Source organism: Mesorhizobium sp. B2-4-19 (assembly GCF_006441315.1).
Taxonomy (GTDB): Bacteria; Pseudomonadota; Alphaproteobacteria; order Rhizobiales; family Rhizobiaceae; genus Mesorhizobium.
In genome coordinates this window covers 315622-341011 of record NZ_VFUV01000003.1, presented here as the reverse complement: position 1 = coordinate 341011, position 25390 = coordinate 315622, and the positions used below count along the sequence as shown (strand labels likewise).

Below are 25390 nucleotides of genomic sequence, written 5' to 3'. Positions count from 1 at the left end.
TACCGGTTTTTTCGGACAAACGGTTTCCGCCTGTCCGGAGATCATGCTCGGCAGGACTCTACTTTTTCAGCGCCAGGCCGACCGCGATGAAGGTCCAGCCCTGGAAGATCAGGTCGATCGCCAGGAACAATCCGAGCACCCACAGGCTGTTGACCGGCCAACCCATGGCTATGACCAGGCCGGCAAACACGCTGACGAGGCCTGCCGCGACGATCCAGCCCCAGCCCTGTTCCGGACGGTGGCTGTAGCCGACCCAGGCCCGCAGCGCGCCGGAGGCGACGAGCGCAACGGCCAGCAGGAAGGTCAGCACCGCCGAGGCCAGCAGCGGATTGTCGAAGGCGAAAAATCCGGCGACCGCGTAAAGCAGCCCGCTGAGCAGCCAGTAGAAGAAGCGGCTCCAGGTCTTGACCCCGAAAGCATGCATGATCTCGATGATGCCGGCCACCAGCATCAGCCAGCCGACGACATAGACGGAAGCCACGGTGGCGATGAAAAGATTGCCGAAAGCAATGCCGCCGAGGATCAGCAGCACCACGCCCAGGCCGACAAACCATCCCCACTTTTCGCGCGTCTGGCCGATCGCGTTCTTCAGTGTATCGCCGTGCAAGGTCATGATCCATCTCCCTCCACATCTGGCCGCGCATCCTGCGGTTGAAGGAAGGTAATCCCAATGGCACTACCCGTCCAGCGCGGTGGCTATTGCAAAGGCGCGGCGAAGCTGGTGTCATCCAGCTTTGCATCAGGGAGGTATGACAATGAAGCGATCCCATGGGCTCGCCCTGTTTTCCTCAACTCTCGCCCTGTTCGCTGCAACTGCGGTTTCCGCATTCGCAGCGCAGCCAGGCGAGCCGCCAGATGAGATCACCAAGATAGAAACGGTGGTCGTCATCTTCGCCGAGAACCGCGCCTTCGACAATCTCTATGGCCATTTTCCCGGTGCCGAAGGCATCGATAAAGCCAGCCAGGAAAGCCTACAGCAGCGCGATCGTGACGGCTCGGTGTTGTCCGAACTGCCGCCGGTGTGGGAGGGGCTGACCGCCAAGGGCGTCACGCCGCCGGTGACGCAGGCGATGACCGAGCACCTTCCAAACGCGCCGTTCACCGTGAACGACGCGAAGGGTTTCAACGTGCCGCTCAGCGTCACAACGCACGACCTCTGGCATCGCTACTACCAGAACCAGATGCAGATCAACGGCGGCAAGAACGACATGTTCGTTGCCTGGGCCGATTCAGGCGCCATGCCGATGAGCAACTGGGACGCCTCCAAGACCGACATGTGGGCGGTCGCGCAGAAATACGTGCTGGCCGATCATTTCTTCATGGGTGGGTTCGGCGGCTCGTTTTTCAACCACCAATGGCTGATCTGCGCTTGCGCGCCTTACTACGCCGATGCCGACAAGAGCCCGGCCAAGCCGTCGATTTCGGTGACGGATGAGAGCGGCACAGCGCTGAAGATCGCCGACAATTCGCCGAAATCGGCGCGCGACGGCATTCCGAAATTTGTCTCCGATGGCAATCTGACGCCGGACTTCCACGCGGTGAACACGATGCAGCCGCCTTATCAACCGAGCGGCAACGATCCGGCGCCTGGCGGCAATCCGCTCCTCGCGGATCCGGCCAAGCCCACCACGCTGCCGCCCCAGACGGAGCCGACCATCGGCGACATGCTTAGCCTCAAGCACATCACCTGGGCATGGTATTCGGGCGCTTGGCAGTACACGCTCGACCACGGCAACAACTCGCCGGTTCCGAATTTCCAGTACCACCACCAACCGTTCAACTATTATGCCAATTACGCGCCGGGCACCGACGCCAGACGCCAACATTTGCGCGACGGTGGGCTGGGCGGGGTTAGCTTCATCCAGGCGATCGACGACGGCGTCCTGCCACAGGTCTCCTTCTACAAGCCGCAGGGCAATCTCAACGAGCATTCCGGCTATGCCGACATCGAGGCTGGAGATCGCCATATCGCCGACGTCGTCGCCCATCTGGAGAAAAGCCCGCAATGGCCGCATATGCTGGTCGTCGTCACCTATGACGAGAATGGCGGCATCTGGGATCACGTCCCTCCGCCCAAGGGCGATCGCTGGGGGCCGGGCACGCGCGTCCCCGCCATCATCGTTTCGCCCTTCGCCAAGCATGGCTATGTCGATCAGACGCCCTATGACACGACTTCGATCCTGCGCTTCATCACCGAGCGCTTCGAACTGCCGGTGCTGCACGGCATCGTCGTTCGCGACCGGGCCCTCGCCGCGCATGGCGAACCGCCGCTCGGCGATCTTACCGCCGGGCTCGACCTCAAGTGAAGGCCCGTGTCCGTAGGAAAACGATGAACGCTGACGGGATCATCGCCCTTGTCACCGCTGCCGGCATCGAGCTTACCGACCGCCGCCGTAACGCCAAGGGCGACGGCTGGTCGCTAAGCTTTGCCAACGGTGCAACGGTGGAGGTGGGTGACGACGGATCGGCGCGCATTGCCGGCAAGGGCAGCAAGGCCGTGAGAGGGCTGCTGGACCTGCCGACCGCGCCGCGCGGCGCCTGATCCGGCTTCGCCAGACACAAGGTTGGCCGACGCAACTGTTACGGATGTTAAGTCAAATTTTACCGAACTGGCGCCATGGCTTGAGCGATGCCGGTGTTTGTTCCGGCGTGTTTCGCGTATGGAGTATCGATGCGTATTGTCCGGGCGATTCCGCTGCTTCTGACCGCCTCCTTGCTGGGCGCTTCCGCGGCCGAGGCCGGCGACGGCCCCCTCGGCTGGCTGTCCGGCGACTGGTACCTGACGGTTGGCGCCACGGGCATGGTCGCGCCGAATTTCGAGGGCGGCAAGAAATACATGCTCAGCGCCCAGCCCATCATCTCCCTGGGCAAGGCCGGTCCCCAGGCTCGCTTCACCTCGCGCAACGACAATATTTCGCTGGCGCTGGTCGATGATGGCGGCGTTCGCGCCGGCCTGACCGGCAGGTTCCTGTTCTCGCGCGATGACAGCGATGCCGACGAGCTCAAGGGTCTCGATCCGGTGCGCTGGGGCGGCGAAGTCGGTGGCTTCTTCGAATTCTATCCGACGGACTGGATGCGCGCGCGCGCCGAATTGCGCCACGGCATCCGTGCCCATAACGGCTTTGTCGCCGATATCGCCGCCGACGCTTTCTACGATGTGACGCCAACCGTCAGGATCTCGGGCGGCCCGCGCGTGTCCTTTGCTTCGGCGAACTATTTCGACGCCTACTATGGCGTCAATGCGCAGGAAGCGGTGGCCTCCGGCCTGAGCCAGTACAATCCCGGTGGCGGACTGAAATCCGTCGGCCTCGGCGGCGCGGTGACCTGGAAGGTGACCGACCCGATGACCGCCAGCCTGTTCGGCGAATATTCGCGCCTGGAGGGGCCGGCAGCCGATTCCAGCCTGGTCAGGGAGCGCGGCGACCGCAACCAGTTCATGGTCGGTGTGTCGACCACCTATCGCTTCGACTTCAAGATGTAGGCGAATTGAACGAGACGCTTTATTCCTGCGTCCATCTCCGCTAAAAGCCACGCCATGATGAGCTTTTCGCGCCTTTTCGCGATCGCGATACGAATTACTGGCCCGGTGTTCCGGGTGGCCTGAGCGCCGCCGGAACCACCGGGTGTTTCGCGCGCGCCCTCGCGCTTTTTTCAGAACATCGACGCGTATCGCCCAAAGGTGGGTCCGGTTTTGGGAAAACGATATGCGTCAATCAAAGACCTCAACGCCCGGGCTTTGTGCCGACGGGCTACGCAGATGGCAGATCAATGACCGACACTGTTGAAACGATCGACTATTCCAAGACGCTTTATTTGCCGCAGACGGATTTCCCGATGCGCGCCGGCTTGCCCGAGAAGGAGCCGGTGCTGGTCAAGCGCTGGCAGGACATGGACCTCTACGCCAAGCTGCGCGAGAGCGCCGCCGGCCGCACGAAATATGTGCTGCATGACGGCCCGCCCTACGCCAACGGCAATATCCATATCGGCCATGCGCTGAACAAGATCCTCAAGGACGTCATCACCCGCTCGTTCCAGATGCGCGGCTACGACTCGAACTATGTGCCTGGCTGGGACTGCCACGGCCTGCCGATCGAGTGGAAGATCGAGGAGCAGTATCGCGCCAAGGGCAAGAACAAGGACGAGGTACCGGTCAACGAGTTCCGCAAGGAATGCCGTGAGTTCGCGGCGCACTGGATCGCGGTGCAGGGCGGTGAGTTCCAGCGGCTTGGCGTCATCGGCGACTTCAAGAATCCCTATACGACGATGGCTTTCCATGCCGAGGCGCGCATCGCCGGCGAATTGCTGAAATTCGCTATGTCGGGTCAGCTCTATCGCGGCTCGAAGCCGGTGATGTGGAGCGTCGTCGAGCGCACCGCATTGGCCGAGGCCGAAATCGAGTACCAGGATTATGAGTCGGACACGATCTGGGCGAAGTTTCCGGTGGCCAATCTTGTCGTCGCCAATATCGTCGACGGGCAGCCGGCGGAACTCAATCCGGACCTGAGCGGGCGGTCGCTGGATCTGCTGGACGCCCATGTCGTCATCTGGACGACGACGCCGTGGACCATCCCGGGCAACCGCGCCGTCAGCTATTCGCCGCGCGTCGCCTACGGGCTCTACGAGGTGACGGCGGCCGAGAATGCCTTTGGCCCGCAGCCGGGTGAGAAGCTGATCTTCGCCGATGCGCTGGCCGAGGAAAGCCAGGCCAAGGCAAAGGTCACCTTGAAGCGCCTTCACGGCGTCAGCACCGAACAGCTTGGAAACCTTGTGCTTTCGCACCCGTTCAAGAGTCTCGGCGGCGGTTACGAGTTCCCCGTGCCGATGGTTGCGGGCGATCATGTGACCGACGATGCCGGCACCGGCTTCGTCCACACCGCGCCTGGCCATGGCCGCGAGGATTTTGACGCCTGGATGGACGCCGCGCCTCAGCTGCGCGCACGTGGCATCGACACGGTGATCCCCTTCACGGTCGACGATGCCGGCTTCTTCACCAGGGACGCGCCAGGCTTCGGCCCGGATCGCGAGGGTGGAGCCGCGCGTGTCATCGACGACAATGGCAAGAAGGGGAACGCCAACCAGGCTGTCATCGACGAGCTGATCAAGCGCAACGCGCTCTTCGCGCGCGGCCGCCTGAAGCACAGCTACCCGCATTCCTGGCGGTCGAAGAAGCCGGTGATCTTCCGCAACACGCCGCAATGGTTCGTCTACATGGACAAGGACCTCGGCGACGGCACGACACTGCGCGGCCGCGCCCTGAAGGCCATCGACGACACGCGCTTTGTGCCGGCTGCCGGCCAGAACCGCATCCGCGCCATGATCGAGGAGCGCCCCGACTGGGTGTTGTCGCGTCAGCGCGCCTGGGGCGTGCCGATCGCCGTTTTCGCCGATGAGGACGGCAACGTGCTGAAGGACGCGGCGGTCAATCAGCGCATCATGGATGCCTTCGAGGAAGAGGGCGCCGACGCCTGGTTCGCCGCCGGCGCCAAGGAACGCTTCCTCGGCAACCACGATGCTTCCAAATGGAAGCAGGTGATGGACATCCTCGACGTCTGGTTCGATTCGGGCTCGACGCATGTCTTTACGCTGGAGGATCGCCCAGACCTGAAATGGCCGGCCGACGTCTATCTCGAAGGGTCCGACCAGCATCGCGGCTGGTTCCACTCCTCGCTGCTCGAAAGCTGCGGCACCAGGGGCAGGGCGCCTTACGACACCGTCGTCACCCATGGCTTCACCATGGACGAGGACGGACGCAAGATGTCGAAGTCGCTCGGCAACACGGTGGTGCCGCAGGACGTCATCAAGCAGTCTGGTGCCGACATCCTGCGCCTGTGGGTGGTGACGACGGACTATTGGGAAGACCAGCGGCTCGGCAAGAACGTGCTGCAGACCAATATCGACGCCTACCGCAAGCTGCGCAACACCATTCGCTGGATGCTGGGCACGCTCGCCCATGACGATGGCGAGACCGTGCCGCTGGAAGCGATGCCGGAGCTGGAGCGGCTGATGCTGCATCGGCTGGCCGAGCTCGACGAGGTGGTGCGCCAGGGCTACGATGCCTTCGAGTTCAAGCGCATCACCCGCGCGCTCGTCGATTTCATGGTGGTCGAGCTGTCGGCCTTCTATTTCGACATCCGCAAGGACGCGCTCTACTGCGACGCGCCGTCGAGCGTGAAGCGCAAGGCCTCGGTGCAGGTGGTGCGCCATCTTTTCGACTGCCTGGTGAAATGGCTGGCGCCGATGCTGCCCTTCACCATGGAAGAGGCTTGGCTCGACCGGCATCCCGATGCCGTGTCGGTGCATCTCGACCAGTTCCCGGAAATCCCGGCGGATTGGAAGAACGAAGCGCTGGCGGAAAAATGGCGCAAGGTGCGGCAGGTGCGCCGCGTCGTCACCGGCGCACTCGAGATCGCGCGTGCCCAGAAGGTGATCGGCTCCTCGCTGGAGGCGGTGCCCGTCGTCACCATCAACGACGCAGCGCTGGAGGCGGCGATATCGGACGTCGACATGGCCGAGATGGCGATCACCAGCGACCTCGTCATTGCCCATGGGCAGGCGCCGGAAGGCGCCTTCACCCTCGACGATGTCAAGGGCGTCGCCGCGGTGGTCGAGAAGGCCGAGGACCGCGGCCTCACCAAATGCGCGCGTTCCTGGCGTTACACGGCCGATGTCGGGCAGGATCCCGCATTTCCCGATGTCTCCGCACGCGATGCCGCCGTTCTGCATGAGTTGAAGGCGCTCGGTCGGGTTTAGTCCATGTCGCCGAAGAGCGTACCGCGGTTTTGGGAAAGCGCACCCGATCAATAGTGCACAAATGCCACGCCGGGCGGTGCAAATCCCTCCGTGCGTTGCCCTTAACGAGCGGTTGAGGTAAACACGCGAAACTCCGGAAGACAAATTGTCGCCGGATTTCCGTCGCAAGTGCTTGGACGATGGGGACCGGTCACAGGACCGGTGACGATCGAGAGGCTGTCTAGAGTGGGACTTTTTGGCATGACCGAGAGATATAAGGCGCGCCTTGCGCTGCTGGCGCCGCTTGTCGCATCGGGCCTCGCTCTATCCGGCTGCATGAGCTCTCCAACCTATGGCACCGACAAGACCGCTGCCGAACAGCTGGCCGGCGATCTCACTGGCGCCGTTTCCTTCGCGCCGAAGCGCAAGGATCCGATCGACTACAAGCCGCGCCCCACCTTGGTGAAGCCCGCTCCCGGACAGAAGGAAGCGCTGCCCGCACCGCAGGAAAGCATCCAGTCGGCAAGCGCCGAATGGCCCGAATCGCCCGAACAGCGCCGCGCGCGCCTGCGCGCCGATGCCACCGCCCATCAAAACGATCCGAGCTATCAGGCTGAGATCGTCGACGATGTGCAGACCGATCCGGCCTCGGTCAAGAAGGCGATGGCGGATTCAGGCTCCAGCCACCCGCCGGCCTGGACACCCGCTGATTCCGACAAGGGCCGCGCCGCCGAGATCCAGCGTCGTCTTGCCGCGAGCAACCAGGGCGACCCCAACACCCGCAAATATCTGAGCGAGCCGCCATTGGCCTATCGCGTCGCGGCCGGCACGGCGCCGCAGAACGAACTCGGCGAGGACGAATACAAGAAGGAACGCCGCCTGAAGAAGGAGGCGGAAGGCAAGAAGTCCGGCTGGTTCGACTGGTTGCCGTCCCTGTAAGAACGCCCGCGCTGCCCTTCGGGCGGCACACCGCGGTTCAGTCGCGACGTTCCTTGAAAAAATCCTTCAGCAGCAGCGCAGCCTCCGTCTCGCCCATGCCCGGATAGATGTCGGGCGTGTGGTGGCAGGTCGGCGAGGCGAAGAAACGTGCGCCATTGACCACCGCGCCGCCCTTTTCGTCGGCGGCGCCGAAGTAGAGACGGCGTAGCCTGGCGAAGGAGATGGCGCCGGCGCACATGGCGCAAGGTTCCAGCGTCACATAGAGATCGTGGCCGGTCAGCCGCTCGCTTGAGAGTTTCGCGCAGGCTTCGCGAATGACGAGCATCTCGGCATGCGCCGTCGGGTCGGCAAGCTCGCGGGTGCGGTTGCCGGCTTTCGCAACGACCGTGCCGCCGTTGGCGATGACGGCGCCGACCGGTACTTCGCCACGCAAGGCTGCCGCTTCGGCCTCCTTGAGCGCCACCGCCATGAAATCCGGCCGCTTCACGCGGTTTCCATTCCGATTATCTCCTCGCCACTCAGGCGTGATCCTGTTATGGAGCGCATCAACCCGAAAATCGGACTCGATTTTCGGAAAAGATCATGCGCCAAATCAAAGTGCTACAGCGTTCGTTGCGCGCCCGAAAGGATGCGCCACGCTGTAGCAGCGCAAACGGACAAAGGCCACATGGACGACAACGACAAGAAATCTCCGCGCCAAAAAGGCCCGGGCAAGAAACCTGCGGCTCCTCGAGGCGACAGGAAACCATCCTTCGGCGCCAAGAAACCCTACGCGCCGCGCGGCGATCGGCCGATGGCCGCCGAGGGCGAACGGCCGAAACGCGACTTCAAGGGCGGCGACAAGCCATTCAGCAAGGGCCCACGCGCCGCGGGCAAGCCCTACGAGAAGCGCGAAGGGCCGCGCAAACCCTACGCGCCTCGTGGCGACCGTCCGATGGCGGCCGAAGGCGAACGCAAGCCGTATGAAAAGCGCGAAGGGCCACGCAAACCCTACGCGCCGCGGGGAGACCGTCCAACGGCGGCGGAAGGCGAGCGCAAGCCGTATGAAAAGCGCGAAGGGCCGCGCAAACCTTATGCGCCGCGCGGCGACCGTCCGGTTGCCGCGTCGGCGGAGGGCGGCGAAAAGCGTTTCGACCGTCCCAAGCGTGATTTCGGCGATCGCCCGAAGCGCGACTTTGCCGACCGTCCCAAGCGCGACTTTGGCGGTGACCGCCCCAAGCGTGATTTCAGCGATCGGTCCCAGGGGGCATCGGCCGGCTTCAAGCCGCGCCCGCGTCCGGCGGAGGCCACGGAAGAGGCCGGCGAACGCATCGCCAAGCGGCTGGCCCGCGCCGGGCTTGCCTCGCGCCGCGACGCCGAGGAGCTGATCGCCGCCGGCCGCGTCAAGGTCAACGGCCGCGCCCTGACTTCGCCGGCCTTCAACGTCATGCCGGGCGACATCATCCATCTCGACGGCATGGAGATCCCGCCGATCGAGCGCACGCGCCTGTTCCTGTTCCACAAGCCGGCCGGCGTCGTCACCACCAACCGTGATCCCGAAGGCCGCAAGACCGTCTTCGACGTGCTGCCGGCCGAATTGCCGCGGCTGATGACCATTGGCCGCCTCGATATCAACACCGAAGGCCTGCTGCTGCTCACCAATGATGGCGGCCTGTCGCGCGTGCTCGAACTGCCGGCCACAGGCTGGCTGCGCCGCTACCGCGTGCGCGTCCACGGCAAGGTCGAGGAAAGCGCGCTTGCAGGCCTGCGCGAAGGCATTGCCGTCGACGGCGTCTTCTACGGTGCCATCGAGGCCAGCCTCGACCGCGAGCAGGGCTCCAATGCCTGGCTGACGATCGGCCTGCGCGAAGGCAAGAACCGCGAAGTGAAGAACATCCTCGGCGCGCTCGGCCTCGACGTGACCCGGCTGATCCGCATTTCCTATGGCCCGTTCCAGCTCGAGGATCTCCCCGAGGGCCACGTACTGGAGATCAAGGGCCGCGTGCTGCGCGATCAGCTGGGCGAGCGCCTGGTGGAGGAATCCGGCGCCAACTTCGACGCCGAGATAGCAAAACCCTTCTCCAACAAGCCGGTGCGGCGCACTGAAGTTCGCGCGCCGGAACCCGAGCGGCCGAAATTCACGCGCGACGGCGAGCGCCGGCCGATCGGCGAGGGCGGGCTGATCAAGAATCGCAAGCGCCGGGAAGGCAGCCGCGACGAGGCATTGGGCAAGCTGTCGACCAGTCCCGACAGAGGCGAGCGGCCGGAAAAGAGCTTCGGCGAACGCGGGCCCCGGCCCGAACGCGGCTTCGGCGACAAGCCACGTGGCAGTTTCGGCGACAAGCCGCGTGGTGGTTTTGGCGGTAAGAAATCCGAGCGCGAGCAGCGGCCGATCGAGCCGCCCGGCCAGCGCAAGGCCAATGTCTGGATGGCGCCAGGAGCCCGGCCGATCGGCAAGGGCAGGGCGGAAGCCGACGCCGCCAAGGCGGCGGAGGCCAAGGCGCGCAAGGCCTCGTTCAAGCCGTCCTATGGCAAGCCCGCTGGCAAACCGGGCAAGCCGCGTGGCGAGCGTCCGGCTGGCGGCGAACGGCCGCGTGGCGGCCCCAAGGGTCCCCGCACAAGATGAGGATCGTCGGCGGTGAGTTTCGTGGGCGCCCGCTGGCGACGCCCCGCGGCAGCGCCATCCGTCCGACGACCGACCGCACCCGCGAGGCCGTCTTTAATGTGCTGGCGCATCGCTTTGCCGAACAGCTGGACGGCGCGCGCGTGCTGGATCTGTTCGCCGGCACCGGGGCGCTTGGTCTGGAGGCGTTGTCGCGCGGCGCGTCCTACGGCGTCTTCATCGAGGAATCGGCCGAAGGCCGTGGCCTGATCCGCGACAATGTCGAGGCCTTCGGCCTGACCGGACGCACCAAGATCTTTCGCCGCGACGCCACCGGCCTTGGCGAGGCGGGCACGCTGGCGCCGTTCGGCCTGGTCTTCGCCGATCCGCCCTATGGCAAGGGGCTGGGCGAGCGCGCACTGCAATCGGCGAAAGCCGGCGGCTGGCTGCGCCCCGGCGCGCTCTGCGTGGTCGAGGAGACGGCGGCGGTTCCCTTCGAGCCAGGACCCGGCTTTTCGGTGCTGGTCGAGCGCAACTACGGCGAAACCATCATCCGCTTCATCGAAGCCGCCTGATCGCCTGCGTTCATCGGTGGCCTCTTTGCCGCCGCCTTTGCCGGCAACAACAATTCACTTTGCTTGTCGCAAGCACCTTGCCTATCGTCTTGAAGAGAAAACCGGAGCCATTGATGACATCCAGGACTGAATGGCTGCGGACGACACTGCTGGCAACCGCGCTGGCCTTCACGCTCACCGGCCCGACGCTGGCCGACAGCGCCGCGTCGCCCAACACGAAGCCGGCCGAGTTCAAGGTGACGGATTTCCTGCTCGACAACGGCATGGAGGTGGTCGTCATTCCCGACCATCGCGCCCCGATCGTCACCCATATGGTCTGGTACAAGATCGGCAGCGCCGACGAGCCGCCCGGCAAATCCGGCATCGCCCATTTCTTCGAACATCTGATGTTCAAGGCGACGACAAATCACGCCGCCGGCGAGTTCGACCGCGCCGTCTCCGACATTGGCGGCTCCAACAACGCCTTCACCTCCTACGACTACACCGCTTTCCACGAGACGGTGGCGCCCTCGGCGCTCGAGCAGATGATGGGCTTCGAGGCCGACCGCATGCGCAACCTCATCCTCACCGATGACGTCATCAAGACCGAGCGCGATGTGATCCTCGAGGAGCGCCGCTCGCGCATCGACAACAATCCGCAGGCTGTGCTCGACGAGGAAGTTGATGCCACGCTGTGGCAGAACCAGCCCTATCGCATTCCGGTCATCGGCTGGATGCAGGAGATGGAGCAGCTCAACCGCACCGACGCCGTCGCTTTCTATGACAAATACTACCGGCCCAACAACGCGGTGCTGATCGTGGCCGGCGACGTCGAGCCGGAGACGGTCAAGGCGCTGGCCGAAAAGACCTATGGCAAGGTGGCGCGCGGGCCGGACCTGCCGCCGCGCATCCGCCCGGTCGAGCCGGAGCAGAACACCAAGCGCACGGTCACGCTCACCGACGCCCGCGTCAGCGTGCCGAGTTTCTCGACGCAATGGGTGGTGCCGTCCTATCACACTGCCAGGCCGGGCGAGGCCGAGGCGCTCGACCTCTTGGCCGAGATCCTCGGCGGCGGCAATCGCAGCCGGCTCTACCAGGCGCTGGTGGTCAAGCAAGGCATCGCTTCCAACGCCGGCGCGTATTTCCAGGGCACCATGCTCGACGACACCAATTTCACCGTCTATGGCACGCCGCGCGGCGACGCCAGGCTAGCCGACGTCGAGGTCGCGGTCGATGCCGAGGTGGCGCGCATCGCCAGCGGCGGCGTCACGCCGGATGAGCTGGAAAAGGCCAAGGACCGCTACATCAGGTCGATGGTCTTTGCCCGCGACAAGCAGGACTCCATGGCCGAAATCTATGGCTCGACGCTGGCCACCGGCGGCAATGTGCAGGATGTCCAGCAATGGCCGGACCGCATCCGCAAGGTCACGGCGGACGAGGTCAAGGCCGCCGCCGCGCGCTATCTGGTGTTGTCCCGCTCGACGACCGGCTATCTCTTGCCGCAGCAACAGGCGGGGAATTGATGATGACGAACCAGCACCGCGTCTCTTTCCCTTCTCCCCTTGTGGGGTCCGAAGGACGGGGTGAGACCCGTGGCTCGCCCCAGGGCGGTGGCCTCGCGAAGCAAGGTCGGATGAGGGGTGTTCCAGCTTGGCAGGAGCGGCGATCCATCACCCACCCCTCAACCGTCTCGGCGCTGCGCGCCGATCCACCTTCTCCCACAAGGAGAGAAGGAAAGGCCCTGCACGCCCTCGCGACCCTCTTCCTATCCATCCTCTTCCTGATCCTGCCCGCACTGGCCGCCCGCGCGATGGACATCCAGCAGGTGACCTCCTCCAAAGGCATCACCGCCTGGCTGGTCGAGGATTATTCCGTACCGATCGTCGCCGTCCGTTTCGTCTTCGGCGGCGGTTCGACGCAGGATCCGGTGGGCAAGGAGGGCCTCGCCAATCTGATGACCGGCCTGTTCGACGAGGGCGCCGGCCCCCTCGATTCGGAAGCCTTCCAGGTCAGGCTCGACGATGCCGGCGCCGAGATGAGCTTCGAAGAGACCCGCGACGGCGTCTATGGCTCCATGCGCATGCTGGCCGAACAGCGCGACGAGGCCTTCGATCTGTTGCGGCTGGCGGTCAACGAGCCGCGCTTCGACCAGGCGCCGATCGACCGCATCCGCGCCCAGATCCTGTCCGGCATCATCGCCAACGAGAACGATCCCGACACCGTGGCGCAGAACAAATGGGCGCGCGCCATCTATGGCGACCATCCCTATTCGCGCTCGGACCAGGGCACCAGGCAGAGCATCGCCGCCATCACGCAGGACGATCTGAAGGCCCTGCACAAGGCGGTGTTCGCGCGCGGCGGCCTGCATGTCGCCGTGGTCGGTGCCATCGACGCGCAGACGCTGAAGAAGAAGCTGGACATGGTGTTCGGCGATCTGCCGCAGACCCAGGCGCTCGCCCCGGTCGCCGATGTCGAGCCGAAGCTGGCGCAGCGCGTCGAGGTCAACTACGACCTGCCGCAGACCTCGCTGCAACTCGCCTGGCCGGGTGTGAAGCGCAAGTCGGCGGATTTCTTCCCCGCCGTGCTGATGAACGAGATTCTTGGCGGCGGCACCTTCACCTCGCGCCTGTTCGAGGAGGTGCGCGAAAAGCGTGGGCTGGCCTACAGCGTCAATTCCTCTCTGGTCAACCAGGACCATGCCGATGCGCTGATCGTCACCACCGGCACGCGCTCGGACCGCGCGGCCGAGACGCTCGGCATCGTGCGCGATGTCGCCAGGCGGTTGGCTGAGGATGGCCCGACCGAAGCTGAACTGGCGGCGACCAAGAAATATTTGATCGGCGCCTATGCCATCACCAATCTGGACTCTTCGAGTTCCATCGCCGCGACGCTGGTCGAATTGCAGCTCGACGATCTCGGCATCGACTACATGCAGCGCCGTGCCGGCTACATCAACGCGGTGACGCTCGACCAGGTCAAGGCGGCGGCCAAAAAGCTGCTGACGGCCGAGCCGACCATCATGGTGGTCGGGCCGCCGCTGGCCGGGGCCGGCAAGGGATGAGCCCGACCTTCGGCATCGCCTTCGGCGGCGGCGGCGCGCGCGGCCTGGCGCATATCCATGTCATCGAGGCGCTGGACGAGCTTGGCATCAAGCCGGTGGCGATCGCGGGTTCCTCGATCGGCGCCATCATGGGCGCCGGCATGGCGTCGGGCATGACCGGCAAGGACATCCACGACTATGCCCGCTCGATCCTGGGCCGCCGCACCGAAGTGGCGAGCCGCATGTGGCGGGCGCGGCCGGGCACCATCGCCGAGGCTATGCAAAATGGCATCCGCGTCAGCCAGTTCAATGTCGAACGCATCCTGAAGGCCTTCCTGCCCGCAGCCATTCCCGAAACCTTCGCCGAACTGAAGATTCCGCTGAAGGTGACGGCGACCGACTATTTCGGCCACAAGCTCGCCGTGTTCGATGACGGCGACCTGCATTCAGCCCTGGCCGCCTCGGCCGCCATCCCCGCGGTCTTCCGCCCGGTGATGCGCGACGGCCGGCTGCTGATCGACGGCGGCATCTACAACCCCGTGCCGTTCGACCTGATCGAGAACGATGCCGACATCATCATCGGCGTCGACGTGGTCGGCGCGCCGGAAGAAGCCGACCGCAGGCAGCCCACCTCCGTCGACCTGATGTTCGGCGCCACGCAGCTGATGATGCAGTCGATCATCGCCAACAAGTTGAAACAGTGCCAGCCCGACATTCTGGTCCGCCCGGCGGTCTCGAAATACCGCGTGCTCGATTTCCTGAAGATCGATGCGATGATGAGCGAGACGGTGGAGATCAAGGATCAGCTGAAGCGCGAAGTGGCGAGGGTGGTTGAGGCGCGCAATGCCGCTGCCATCAAGGGGAGGCGAGGGAAGAAGGCCGGTTGAGCGACGGGACGCCGCAATTGGCAGTCCTGTGTCGAACCCTGTGTCATCCAGCCTGGAACCCGCTATGACTTCGCCGTCACCGGCGCATACTCCAGCGCAACAACGCCGTTGCTGAAGGGCGTGGCCGAAATCAGCTCGAGCGGCACTTGTTCGCCCGGCGGGAACAGTGGCTTGCCCTGGCCGACGGCGCCGGGATAGCTAAGCAGCCTGACGCGGTCGACCAGCCCGTGGCGCAGCAAGTCCTGCGCCACGCTGAGGCTGCCATGCACGTAGATGTTGCCGCCGCTGCCTTCCTTCAGCGTCCTCACCGCGTCCGGCAGCGAGCCTGTGAGCAATTCGGCCGGTTTCCAGTCGAGCGCCTTCAGGCTGGTCGAGGCGACGTATTTCGGCAGCGCGTTGAACCGGTCGGCAAAATCCCCGATTTCCTCAGGCCATGAGCCGGCAAAGATCTCATAGGTCGTGCGCCCCAGAAGCATGGCGCCGCTATCGGCAAGTTCATCCTCCTTGAACCTGTTCATCTCGTCGTTCCAGGTCACGCTGGGCAGCTTCTCGACCTCGGCAATGCCGTCGACGCTGATGAATTCCGTGACGATGAGTTTTCGCATGGCGTTCTCCTGCTTCGCTCAAAGGACGAACCGCATGGGCCTTTTGCTACATGCTCTGAAAAATCGGGGGTGGTTTGTCAGAGAAGGAGTTTCCCTAGCCTGAACCAGGCTCCAAAGTCGCATTTTGGTGCTACATCTCAGCTGATATTGCCAAAGCTGTAGGAAGATCATGGGATTCGGGGTCTTCATCCACCGCTCAGATTCGATCTACGATGACAGCCCCGCTGAGCGATATCAGTTCCCCAGCCAGTATCTGCGCCGTGTGGAAGCATGTGTCGGCGATTGGATCATCTACTATGAACCTAGCAAGGTAGACGATACCCGCGGCTATTTCGCCCTGGCGAAAGTCCAGCAGGTTATCCTTGATCCCGTGGCGCCTGGTATGTATCTCGCTTTGATCGAGCCGGGATCATACCTCGATTTCGCCAATCCCGTTCCATTCAATGGGATGGACGGGCTCGTTGAACGAGGTTTGCTTAATGACCAAGGACGGATTTCTGGTCGCGCTCAATCGGCCGTCCGACCGATCAGCCCGAGCGACTTCAACCGCATTCTCGATCTGGGCCTTGACGCCCGTGAGCCACTGCTGCCACGCGTCGACGAGATCGGCATTTCATCCGGGTTTCAGGATGAAGAAGCCCCGTTCCAGTTCGAGCACAGCCGCGACCGCATAAGTTACATCGGATCGCGAATCGTGCGGGACGGCATTTTCCGTCGCATCGTCTTGCGCGCCTATGATGAGCGTTGCGCGATCACGGGACTGAAATTGATAAATGGCGGTGGTCGGGCGGAAGTTGCCGCGGCACATATTCGACCGGTCGAAAAGAACGGACCCGACATCGTCAACAATGGGCTCGCACTATCAGGTACCGCGCATTGGATGTTCGATCGCGGACTGATCAGCCTCTCCGACGATCTGGAAATCCTGATCTCGCGGCAGGTCAATGACCTTGAGAGCGTGCGAGGGTTCGTAAACAAGACCCGCCGCGCGCTTCCGCCTCGCCGACAGCTCGAACGCCCGCATCCTCATTTCTTGCAATGGCACCGCGAGCACTGCTTCAAGCAATGAGGTGACGAGTAGTTTCCGGCCTGGGGCTGGCAGACCTGGGGCTGGCAGACAGGAGAGTTTGCCTCAGTCCTTCGCGCGCTCCACATAGGACCCATCGGCCGTCATCACCACCACCCGGGTGCCGGGCGCGATGTGCGGGGGCACGGCGGTGCGCACGCCGTTGGAAAGCATGGCGGGCTTGTAGGAGGACGAGGCCGTCTGGCCCTTGGTCGTCGGCTCGGTCTCGACCACTTCGAAAGTGGCGCGCTGCGGCAGGACCAGGGAAATCGCGATGCCGTTGAACTGCGAGACCTGCACCGGCATGCCTTCCTGCAGATAGGGTGCCGCGTCGCCGACCACGGCTTCGCTCACCGCCACCTGGTCGTAGGTTTCCGGGTTCATGAAGTGGAAACCCTCGCCGTCGGCGTAGAGGAAGGTGTGCTCGCGCTCCTCGACATAGGCGCGCTCCACCTGCTCGGTGGTACGATAGCGCTCCGAAACCTTCACCCCGTCGCCGATGCGGCGCATGTCGAGCTGGGTCACGGGGGTGCCCTTGCCTGGGTGGATGTTTTCGGCAAAGAGGATCACATAAAGCTTGCCGTCCTTGTCGACGACATTGCCTTTGCGGAGCGAACTGGCGATGATTTTCACCACGATTTTAAATCCTGCGAGAGTTAGTGGGCTATTGCCGGCTTGTGCGGCGCTGGATGGGGGCCTAGCGCATCTTGGCGCGAACCGCCAGCCCCCCAGGCGCGCCGGCATGCGTTCAATCCATCCATGACAGCCGCTTCGCCCTGGTGGACGCCGCATGTCCACGCCGACCGCCGCCCGCGCCTGATGCTGCGCAATGGGCTCACGTCAGCCTTGCGCGAGTGGTTCGCTCGTCACGATTTTGTCGAGGTGGAAACCGCCGCCCTGCAGGTCTCGCCCGGCAATGAGGCGCATCTGGCGGCTTTCGCCACGGAAGCGGTCGGGCCGGATGGCGCGCGCGCGCCGCTCTATCTCCACACTTCGCCGGAATTCGCCTGCAAGAAGCTGCTCGCCGCCGGCGAGAACAGGATTTTCAGCCTCGGCGCCGTCTGGCGCAACCGCGAGCGCGGCCCCTTGCACCATCCCGAATTCACCATGCTGGAATGGTACCGGGTGGGCGAGACCTATGAGAGCCTGATGCGCGACTGCGCCGACCTGCTGGCGCTGGCCGCGACGAGGGCAGGGGCGACACGCTTTTCCTTTCGGGGCCGCGAGTGCGATCCGCTCGGTGAGCCGGAACGGCTGACGGTGGCGGATGCCTTCTTGCGCCATGCCGGCATCGATCTCCTGGCGACGGTGGCTGCCGATGGCGGCACCGACCGCGACGCGCTCTACGCCGCGCTGGGTCGAGCCGGGCTGCGCACGGCGCCCGACGATAGCTGGGCCGACCTGTTCAGCCGGGTGATGGTGGAAAAGATCGAGCCCAATCTTGGCCTCGGGCGCGCCACCATTCTTTGTGAATATCCGGTCGCCGAGGCGGCGCTTGCCCGGCCAAGCCCGCGTGACCCGCGCGTCGCCGAGCGCTTCGAGCTCTATTGCTGCGGCGTCGAACTCGCCAACGGCTTTGGCGAACTGACCGATGCCGAGGAGCAGCGCCGGCGCTTCATACTCGAAATGGACGAGAAAGAGCGCATCTATGGCGAGCGTTATCCGCTGGACGAGGATTTTCTCGCCGCCCTTGCCATCATGCCGCAAGCCAGCGGCATCGCGCTCGGCTTCGACCGGCTGGTTATGCTGGCCACTGGCGCGCAAAAAATAGAGGACGTGATCTGGACGCCGGTCGCCGGCTCCTGAGCCGCGGCCCTCGTGGTGCCCGATCTTAGTACGCGAAAACCTGTTCCAGCGAGCGAAAACCCTTGAATTCCAGGGCGTTGCCGGAGGGATCGCGGATGAAAAGCGTCGCTTGTTCGCCGGGCTCACCCTTGAAGCGGACCATCGGCCGTTCCAGCCAGTCTATATCGTCGCGCGCTTCCAGGCGGGTCGCCAGGCGCTGCCAGTCATCCATCAGCAGCACGGCGCCGAAATGCGGGATCGGCACCAGAATGCCGTCGACCTTGCCGTCGCTGGCGGCTTGCGCGGCCTGCGGCCGCAAATGCGCCGACATCTGGTGGCCGTAAAGATCGAAGTCCACCCAGGTCGCCGACGAACGGCCGATCGCGCAGCCCAGCACTTCGCCATAGAAAGTGCGGGTTTCATCGAGATCACGGACGGGGAAGGCGAGATGGAAAGGCGTCATGAAGGATGCTCCGTGCGGGCTGCGGGCTGTTTTTGCGTCATAGGGTTCGCGATGGGAACCATGTGGCGATGCATTTTGATTGAACCCTATGCCATTGCACAAGCCGGACCGGAACAATAGATGGGTGGGCGCGGCCGCAAGCTGGCCGCGACAAGCAGGATCACAGGCATGGCCGATACATCAGACGCTAAAAAACTGACCGACCGCGTCGCGGCGCTGGTCGAGGCCGCCAAAAAGGCCGGCGCCGATGCCGCCGACGCGGTTGCAGTGCGCGGCCGCTCCACCGGCGTGTCGGTGCGGCTTGGCAAGGTCGAGGCCACCGAATCGTCGGAGGCCGAGGATGTCTCGCTGCGCGTCTTCGTCGGCCAGAAAGTGGCGAGCGTCTCGGCCACTGCTGCATCCGATCCGGCGATGCTCGCCGAGCGCGCCGTCGCCATGGCGAAAGTCTCGCCCGAGGATCCCTATCAGGGTCTCGCCGATCCCGCGCTGCTGGCAAGGCAAATGCGCGATCTCGACCTGTTCGACGCCACCGAAGTGTCGGCCGACCAGTTGAAGGAAGCAGCCCTTGCGGCCGAAGCGGCGGCACTTGCCGTCAAGGGCGTGACCAATTCGGCCGGCAGCGGCGCCAGTGCCGGGCTGGGCGGTATCGTGCTGGCCACCTCGCACGGCTTCATCGGCCACTATGTCGGCTCGCGTTTCTCGCGCTCCGCCAGCGTCATCGCCGGCGAGGGCACCGGCATGGAGCGCGACTATGAATTCTCCTCGCGCCAGCACTTTGCCGATCTCGATGCGCCGGAGGATATCGGCCGCAAGGCCGGCGAACGCGCCGTGCGCCGCATCGGCGCGCGCAAGGCGGCGACCGGGCCGGTCGACGTGGTGTTCGACCCGCGCGTGGCGCGCGGCATCGCCGGCCATCTTGCCGGCGCCATCAACGGCGCGTCTGTCGCCCGCAAGACCTCGTTCCTGCGCGACATGATGGGCAAGCAGGTGGCCGCGTCCGCCGTCACCGTCACCGACGAGCCGCTCAGGCCGCGTGGCCAGGCCTCGCGCCCGTTCGATGGTGAGGGCGTCGAGGGCGAAAAGCTTCTCATGGTCGAAAAGGGTGTGCTCAACCACTGGTTCCTGTCGACCTCGGCGGCGCGGGAACTGGGATTGATCACCAACGGCCGCGGATCACGCAGCGGCTCCTCCGTGTCGCCATCCTCCACCAATCTCGCAATCGAGCCGGGCGAACGCTCGCCGGAGGATTTGATCAAGTCGCTCAAGAGCGGCTTCTATGTCACCGAAGTGTTCGGCCAGGGCGTCGACATGGTGACCGGCGAATACAGCCGCGGCGCCTCAGGTTTCTGGATCGAGAACGGCGAACTTGCCTATCCGGTCGCCGAAGTCACCATCGCCTCGAACCTGAAGACCATGTTCCTCAACATGGTGCCGGCTGATGACCTCGACCGCAATTTCGGCACCGCCGCGCCGACGCTCCTGATCGAAGGCATGACCCTTGCCGGAGCCTGAACTGACCGCTGCCTCTTCCGGCGCCATTGGCGATCTGCCGTTGCTGCGCGATGCCTCCCGCGAGGCGGGTCTGATCGCCATGCAGTACTTCGGCAACAGCCCACAAGTCTGGATGAAGGGCGGCACCTCGCCGGTCAGCGAAGCCGATCATGCCGCGGACGCCTATCTGCGCCGCACGCTGCTGGCGGCGCGGCCGGACTATGGCTGGCTGTCCGAAGAGACGGTCGACGATCCGGTGCGGCTTTCGGCGCGCCGCACCTTCGTCGTCGATCCGATCGACGGCACGCGCGGCTTCCTCGAGGGACAGCGCACCTGGTGTGTCAGCGTCGCCGTGGTCGAAGAGGGCCGCACGCTTGCCGGCGTTCTCGAATGCCCGGCGATGGACGAGACCTACTGGGCGCTGCCCGGCCAGGGCGCGTTCCGCAACGGCAAGCGCATTGGCGTGCGCACGATTGGCGACAAGGCCGAGATTTCAGGGCTGAAGCAGCTGATTGACCTGGTGCCGGCAGGTTGGCAGAAGCGGCTGGTGCGGGCGCCCTACAGCCCCTCACTCGCCTACCGCCTGGCGATGATCGCCAATGGCATGCTCGATGCCACCTTCGTCAAGCCGAACGCGCATGACTGGGACATCGCCGCCGCCGATCTCATCCTGCGCGAGGCCGGCGGTCGGCTGCTCGACCCGCATGGCCGCGCGCCGCGCTATGCCGGCGAGGTGACCCGCCACGGCGCGCTCGCCGCCGGCAGCGGTGAATTGCTGGCGACGCTCGTCGATGTCATCGCCGGGCTGGATGCGTGAAAGCACATTCGCAGGTTCCAAAGTCGGCGGCTTTGGTCTAGACCTGTCACAAACTCACAATATGTGAAGGACCGACATGACCGCGGAAGACGGGAAGAAACAGCTTTTGCATCTGGTGTTCGGCGGCGAACTGAAGAAGCTTGGGAGCACCGAGTTCCGCGATCTCGACGGGCTCGACATTGTCGGTATCTATCCCGACTATCAATCCGCGCACACGGCGTGGAAGGCCAAGGCGCAAGCCAGCGTGGACAATGCCCATATGCGTTATTTCGTCGTTCATCTGCACCGTCTGCTGGACCCCGACAACAAGGCTGCCGGTTGACTTCGATGGAGCATGACCTGGCGAAAGGGCCAGCCAGCGACACCGCGCCGACGGGCAGGGGTGGCAGGCGGGCGACCAAGACGTTCTGGCGCAAAGTGCGCGAACCGCTCGCGCAATCGCGATTCGTCAAGAATGCCATCGCCAGCCTGCTCGCGCAGTTCGTGCGCCTGGTTCGCCTGACCAGCCCCCTGGTCGCCGGATCGGCGCGCTTTTCGGGCGGCGCCTATGCCGAATTCGAGCCCGGCATCATAGCCCTGTGGCACGGCCAGCATCTTTTGACGCCGGCCTACTACCCCAAGCGCAAGCCGCTGGTCGCCATGGTGTCGCGCAGCGCCGATGCCGAGCTCAACGCGCTGATGCTGGAGAAATTCGGCATCGAGGCGGTGCGCGGTTCCGGCGGTCGCGACAATTCCCGGCATCTCGACAAGGGTGGGGCCAAGGCCCTGATCGCCCTCAAAAAGTCGCTCACCGCCGGCAAGAACGTCGCCATGATCGCAGACATTCCGCATGGCACGCCGCGCGACGCAGGGCTCGGTATCGTTCTCCTGGCGCGCCTCTCGGGCCGGCCGCTGCTGCCTGTCGCCATCGCCACCAGCCGCCGCAAGGTGCTGGAAAAGAGCTGGGACAAGACGACCATCAACCTGCCTTTCGGCCGGTCCGCCGTGACCATCGGCGCACCGATCTTTGTCGCGGCCGACGCCGACGACGCCGAAATGGAGCGCAAGCGCCAGGAAATCACCACCGCGCTCAATGCCGCGACGGCCGAGGCCTACCGTCTCGTGGATGGCCGGCGATGAGCGGCCGCTGGGCGCGTGCCATGCTGACGGCATACCGTTTCGCCGGTGCCGCGGCCTATCCGCTGGTCGGGCCCTATGTCGCCTGGCGCACCTCGCGCGGCAAGGAAGACCGCCACCGTCGCCGCGAGCGCTACGGCGTCGCCGGCCGCCCACGCCCCGAAGGACCCGTGATCTGGATCCACGCCGCGAGCGTCGGCGAGACCATAGCCGTGGTGCCGCTGGTCGAGAGCATTCTCGATTACGGCGTCAACATTGTGCTGACCACCGGCACGGTGACATCGGCCCAGGTCGCCGACGAGCGGCTTGGCGACCGCATCATCCACCAATATGTGCCGCTCGACCTGAAGCCGGCTGTCAGCCGGTTCCTCGATCACTGGCAGCCGGACCTGGCGATCATCGCCGAATCCGAGATCTGGCCGATGACCATCCTCGAGCTTGGCGCGCGCCGTGTGCCGCAGGTGCTGGTCAATGGCAGGCTGTCCGACCGCTCCTTCACCTCGTGGAAGAAGCGCGCCAACATCGCCGAGGCGCTGTTCGAGAATCTCGCCCATGTCGTTGCCCAGTCCGATGTCGACGGCGAGCGTTTTCGCGCGCTTGGCGCCCGGCCGGTCACGGTGTCGGGCAACCTCAAGGTCGACACCAACCCGCCGCCCGTCGACGAACGGGTGCTGGCCGGTTTGCAGCGGCAGATCGGCGGCCGCCCGACCTGGGCGGCGATCTCGACCCATGACGGCGAGGAAGTGGTGGCGGCGGAAGTCCATGCGATGCTGCACAAGCGTCACCATGGCCTGCTGACGATCGTCGTCCCGCGCCATCCCGATCGCGCCGAAAGCCTTGCCGCGCAGATTTCCGGCATGGGGCTGAAGGTCGCGCGCCGCAGCAAGGACGACCGTGTCGGGCCCGACACCGATATCCTGCTCGGCGACACGATCGGCGAGATGGGGCTCTATCTCCGGCTGACCGAAATCGCCTTCGTCGGCCGCTCGCTGACCTCCGAGGGCGGGCAGAATCCGCTCGAGCCGGCCATGCTCGATACAGCGGTTCTGGCCGGCCGCAATGTGCAGAATTTCCGCGAGGCCTATCAGCGCCTGATCGACAGCGGCGGTGCCAAGCTGGTGCGTGATCGCGACATGCTGGCCGGGGCCGTCAACTTCCTTTTGACCAACGAAGTGGCGCGCCATGAGATGATGGCGGCAGGGGTGGCGACCGTCGACGAGATGCGCGGCGCGCTGGCGCGCACGCTGAAATCGCTCGAACCCTATATCCAGCCGCTGGTCGTCAAGTCGCGCCTGAAGGGCGCCAACGGGCGCTAGCGTGGCCTCCGAAGCACCACCATTCTGGTGGGAAGAGCCGGACTGGAAGGTCCTGGCGCTGTCGCCGCTGTCGGCCGTCTATGCGCTCGTCGCCGGGCGCGGCATGCGGCGGGCCAGGCGCGAGAAGATCGATGCACCGGTCCTGTGCGTCGGCAATTTCACCGTCGGCGGCACCGGCAAGACGCCGGTCGCCATCGCGCTCGCCCAACAGGCCAAGCGCATGCGGCTGAAGCCCGGTTTCCTGTCGCGCGGCCATGGTGGCTCCTTCGCCGAGCCGCATGTCGTCGATATCAATCACGATGCCGCCAAGCATGTCGGCGACGAGCCGCTGCTTCTGGCCGAGCATGCGCCGGTCGCGGTGACGCCGAACCGCGCCGCCGGCGCCAGGCTGCTCATCGAAAAGCAGGGCTGCGATTTCCTGATCATGGATGATGGCTTTCAGAGCGCGCGCATCCACATCGATTATGCGCTGATCGTCGTCGACGCCCGCTACGGCATCGGCAATGGCCGCGTCATTCCGGGCGGCCCGCTCAGGGCCAAGATCGTCGACCAGCTGGTCTTCACCAGCGGGCTGTTGAAGATGGGCGAGGGCACCGCCGCCGATGCCGTGGTGCGCCAGGCGGCGCGCGCCGGCCGGCCGATCTTCGAGGCGCATACCGAGCCAAGCAGCAAGGCTGGGCTTGCCGGCAAGCGGTTCCTCGCCTTCGCCGGCATCGGCCATCCCGACAAATTCTTCGACACGGTGCGCGAGGCCGGCGGTGAGGTGGTGCTCTCAAAACCTTTTCCGGACCATCATTTCTACGCCGAGGACGAACTCGCCGAACTGGCGGTGACGGCGCGCGCCGAAGGCCTGGGGCTCATCACCACGGCCAAGGACGCCGCCCGGTTGCGCCACGGCGCCTCGCAGGACTTTCTCGACAGGGTCGAGGTGTTGGAAATCGACACGGTTTTCGAGCTCGACCATGTGCCCGAACGCATCATCGAGGAAACGCTCGATGCCTGGCGGCAGCGTAGGCTAAGAAGCTAGCTACGCTTGCGCAGCTCCGGATGCACCTCGATTTCGCGGCGCAGCGAGGCGGTGGCGTTGATGTAAGGCTCCTGCCTGGCGACGCTCCAGTATTTCAGCTCGTCCAGGAGGATGTTTTCTCCGGTCACCGCACAGCGCACGAACGAGCCGGGACTGGTGACCTGGAAATCGCCATCGAGATAGCGGATGCGGGCTTCCTTGCCGCCCGGGCCTTCGAAACGGTTCATCATGCGGTGGTGCCAAGTGTCATACAGATTTCATCGCCACAAATCCGCGGCCGGGTCAAGCTTGCGACAAGCCTCGGGCAATGCTGAGGCATTAGGACAGGTGCGAAAAGCGCTTTTATCGGGGGCATGATGGATATTTCTTCCGCCCGCCTGGCTTCTTTGCTCAAGGAGGCGATGACGCCGCAACCCGTGCCGTCGGCGAAGGCCGATCCGGTCAGGACGGCGCTGGTCAGGGAACTGGTCCAGCCCGCCGCGCCCTCTTTGTTCGCGCAACGCACGGCGCCCGCTTTGCTGGCGATGCCGGCGGCGCCGATGGCCGTCAAATCGCAGCAGATTGCTTCTTCCGGCATCGTCGAGGCCTATCAGGCCCAGCTCGACACACGGGACGAGGCGGTGTTGGCAACGACCGTGGCGAGGAGAACGGCGTCCGAAGCCGAAACGCAGCGCGGCGCCGTGCCGCCTTCGGCAACGGCCAATGACAACGCGCCCGCCAGGGCCGCGGGGGTGTCCTTGTTGTCGTTTGTTCCGCCGCCGCCGCAGGTTCCGGTGCCTCAAAACGCCGCCATGGGGATGTCGTCGGGACAGCGAAGGCCAGCCAATCAATCTCACGCCGCCGCCGCACCCAATCCCGAGGGCCTGCTGGTGAGGATCGGCTTTGTTTCGATCATGACCGGTTTGCTGGCAGCAATGATGTTCGGATTCGTTCTGCTGCTGCTTCGCTGAACGAATCGAAGATAGGCCGGGTGA

The 25390-nt window shown here is 64.8% G+C and carries 25 protein-coding genes; 19 read left to right on the top strand and 6 right to left on the bottom strand.

The window, feature by feature from the left end:
• Positions 1-58: 58 nt before the first annotated feature.
• Entirely contained in the window at positions 59-613 is a 555-nt protein-coding gene (locus tag FJ546_RS07730) for an HdeD family acid-resistance protein (protein ID WP_140888785.1), read from the bottom strand.
• A gap of 136 nt (positions 614-749) precedes the next feature.
• Between FJ546_RS07730 and FJ546_RS07725 the strand changes: the two genes are divergently transcribed.
• The 5 genes from FJ546_RS07725 to FJ546_RS07705 all read left to right on the top strand — a co-directional run bounded on the left by FJ546_RS07725 (position 750) and on the right by FJ546_RS07705 (position 7668).
• Positions 750-2306 (top strand): acid phosphatase, encoded by a 1557-nt coding sequence (locus FJ546_RS07725; RefSeq protein WP_246686777.1) that lies wholly within the window; start codon positions 750-752, stop codon positions 2304-2306.
• A gap of 23 nt (positions 2307-2329) precedes the next feature.
• Positions 2330-2542 carry a hypothetical protein gene (locus tag FJ546_RS07720; protein WP_140888783.1) on the top strand — a complete coding sequence of 71 codons (213 nt, stop codon included), beginning with the start codon at positions 2330-2332 and terminating at the stop codon, positions 2540-2542.
• Positions 2543-2671: 129 nt separating this feature from the next.
• The gene (locus FJ546_RS07715; RefSeq protein ID WP_140888782.1) at positions 2672-3481 is read left to right on the top strand and encodes a MipA/OmpV family protein; all 810 of its coding nucleotides are present in this window, start codon (positions 2672-2674) and stop codon (positions 3479-3481) included.
• A gap of 287 nt (positions 3482-3768) precedes the next feature.
• Positions 3769-6750 carry an isoleucine--tRNA ligase gene (ileS, locus tag FJ546_RS07710; protein ID WP_140888781.1) on the top strand — a complete coding sequence of 994 codons (2982 nt, stop codon included), beginning with the start codon at positions 3769-3771 and terminating at the stop codon, positions 6748-6750.
• Between the two features lie 240 nt (positions 6751-6990).
• Positions 6991-7668 (top strand): hypothetical protein, encoded by a 678-nt coding sequence (locus tag FJ546_RS07705; protein ID WP_140888780.1) that lies wholly within the window; start codon positions 6991-6993, stop codon positions 7666-7668.
• A 37-nt stretch (positions 7669-7705) separates the two neighbouring features.
• On the opposite strand, the gene FJ546_RS07700 is transcribed toward FJ546_RS07705, so the two are convergent.
• Positions 7706-8155 (bottom strand): nucleoside deaminase, encoded by a 450-nt coding sequence (locus FJ546_RS07700; protein WP_140888779.1) that lies wholly within the window; start codon positions 8153-8155, stop codon positions 7706-7708.
• Between the two features lie 180 nt (positions 8156-8335).
• On the opposite strand from FJ546_RS07700, the gene FJ546_RS07695 reads away from it, so the two are divergent.
• The 5 genes from FJ546_RS07695 (at position 8336) to FJ546_RS07675 (ending at position 14730) form a co-directional block, all read left to right on the top strand.
• Positions 8336-10273: a pseudouridine synthase gene (locus FJ546_RS07695; protein WP_140888778.1), complete on the top strand. Its 1938-nt coding sequence runs from the start codon at positions 8336-8338 to the stop codon at positions 10271-10273.
• Positions 10270-10824: a 16S rRNA (guanine(966)-N(2))-methyltransferase RsmD gene (gene rsmD / locus FJ546_RS07690; RefSeq protein ID WP_140888777.1), complete on the top strand. Its 555-nt coding sequence runs from the start codon at positions 10270-10272 to the stop codon at positions 10822-10824. The genes FJ546_RS07695 and rsmD overlap by 4 nt, the downstream gene beginning before the upstream one ends.
• Positions 10825-10937: 113 nt before the next feature.
• Positions 10938-12326 (top strand): pitrilysin family protein, encoded by a 1389-nt coding sequence (locus FJ546_RS07685; RefSeq protein ID WP_140888776.1) that lies wholly within the window; start codon positions 10938-10940, stop codon positions 12324-12326.
• A gap of 110 nt (positions 12327-12436) precedes the next feature.
• Complete coding sequence (locus tag FJ546_RS07680; protein WP_140888775.1) at positions 12437-13864, top strand: pitrilysin family protein; 1428 nt, start codon at positions 12437-12439, stop codon at positions 13862-13864.
• Positions 13861-14730 carry a patatin-like phospholipase family protein gene (locus FJ546_RS07675; protein WP_140888774.1) on the top strand — a complete coding sequence of 290 codons (870 nt, stop codon included), beginning with the start codon at positions 13861-13863 and terminating at the stop codon, positions 14728-14730. The genes FJ546_RS07680 and FJ546_RS07675 overlap by 4 nt, the downstream gene beginning before the upstream one ends.
• Positions 14731-14792: 62 nt before the next feature.
• On the opposite strand, the gene FJ546_RS07670 is transcribed toward FJ546_RS07675, so the two are convergent.
• On the bottom strand, positions 14793-15335 hold the full coding sequence (locus tag FJ546_RS07670) for a dihydrofolate reductase family protein (protein WP_140888773.1): 543 nt from the start codon (positions 15333-15335) through the stop codon (positions 14793-14795).
• Between the two features lie 169 nt (positions 15336-15504).
• Here FJ546_RS07670 and FJ546_RS07665 point away from each other — a divergent pair, with 169 nt between their 5' ends.
• Positions 15505-16404 carry an HNH endonuclease gene (locus FJ546_RS07665; protein WP_140888772.1) on the top strand — a complete coding sequence of 300 codons (900 nt, stop codon included), beginning with the start codon at positions 15505-15507 and terminating at the stop codon, positions 16402-16404.
• Positions 16405-16467: 63 nt separating this feature from the next.
• Here the strand turns inward: FJ546_RS07665 and efp are convergent, their stop codons facing one another.
• A complete protein-coding gene (gene efp, locus FJ546_RS07660; RefSeq protein WP_140888771.1) occupies positions 16468-17037 on the bottom strand; it encodes an elongation factor P in 570 nt (189 codons plus the stop codon).
• Between the two features lie 123 nt (positions 17038-17160).
• On the opposite strand from efp, the gene epmA reads away from it, so the two are divergent.
• Positions 17161-18207, top strand: a complete 1047-nt coding sequence (epmA, locus tag FJ546_RS07655; protein WP_140888770.1) for an EF-P lysine aminoacylase EpmA — start codon at positions 17161-17163, stop codon at positions 18205-18207.
• A 25-nt stretch (positions 18208-18232) separates the two neighbouring features.
• On the opposite strand, the gene FJ546_RS07650 is transcribed toward epmA, so the two are convergent.
• Entirely contained in the window at positions 18233-18649 is a 417-nt protein-coding gene (locus FJ546_RS07650; RefSeq protein WP_140888769.1) for a VOC family protein, read from the bottom strand.
• A gap of 168 nt (positions 18650-18817) precedes the next feature.
• Between FJ546_RS07650 and FJ546_RS07645 the strand changes: the two genes are divergently transcribed.
• From FJ546_RS07645 to lpxK, 6 genes are all read left to right on the top strand, one after another.
• The gene (locus FJ546_RS07645) at positions 18818-20161 is read left to right on the top strand and encodes a TldD/PmbA family protein (RefSeq protein ID WP_140888768.1); all 1344 of its coding nucleotides are present in this window, start codon (positions 18818-18820) and stop codon (positions 20159-20161) included.
• On the top strand, positions 20148-20957 hold the full coding sequence (locus FJ546_RS07640; protein ID WP_140888767.1) for a 3'(2'),5'-bisphosphate nucleotidase CysQ: 810 nt from the start codon (positions 20148-20150) through the stop codon (positions 20955-20957). Before FJ546_RS07645 ends, FJ546_RS07640 begins: the two co-directional genes overlap by 14 nt.
• A gap of 76 nt (positions 20958-21033) precedes the next feature.
• Positions 21034-21279 carry a DUF4170 domain-containing protein gene (locus FJ546_RS07635; protein ID WP_095770531.1) on the top strand — a complete coding sequence of 82 codons (246 nt, stop codon included), beginning with the start codon at positions 21034-21036 and terminating at the stop codon, positions 21277-21279.
• Positions 21280-21284: 5 nt separating this feature from the next.
• On the top strand, positions 21285-22076 hold the full coding sequence (locus FJ546_RS07630) for a lysophospholipid acyltransferase family protein (RefSeq protein WP_140888766.1): 792 nt from the start codon (positions 21285-21287) through the stop codon (positions 22074-22076).
• Complete coding sequence (gene waaA / locus FJ546_RS07625) at positions 22073-23389, top strand: lipid IV(A) 3-deoxy-D-manno-octulosonic acid transferase (RefSeq protein ID WP_140888765.1); 1317 nt, start codon at positions 22073-22075, stop codon at positions 23387-23389. The genes FJ546_RS07630 and waaA overlap by 4 nt, the downstream gene beginning before the upstream one ends.
• Before the next feature lies 1 nt (position 23390).
• The gene (gene lpxK, locus FJ546_RS07620) at positions 23391-24416 is read left to right on the top strand and encodes a tetraacyldisaccharide 4'-kinase (protein ID WP_140888764.1); all 1026 of its coding nucleotides are present in this window, start codon (positions 23391-23393) and stop codon (positions 24414-24416) included.
• Here lpxK and FJ546_RS07615 read toward each other — a convergent pair.
• The gene (locus FJ546_RS07615) at positions 24413-24646 is read right to left on the bottom strand and encodes a DUF2093 domain-containing protein (RefSeq protein ID WP_140888763.1); all 234 of its coding nucleotides are present in this window, start codon (positions 24644-24646) and stop codon (positions 24413-24415) included. The two genes, lpxK and FJ546_RS07615, sit on opposite strands and share 4 nt — an antisense overlap.
• 156 nt (positions 24647-24802) lie before the next feature.
• On the opposite strand from FJ546_RS07615, the gene FJ546_RS07610 reads away from it, so the two are divergent.
• Positions 24803-25366 carry a hypothetical protein gene (locus tag FJ546_RS07610; RefSeq protein WP_246686776.1) on the top strand — a complete coding sequence of 188 codons (564 nt, stop codon included), beginning with the start codon at positions 24803-24805 and terminating at the stop codon, positions 25364-25366.
• The last annotated feature ends 24 nt before the right edge of the window (positions 25367-25390 follow it).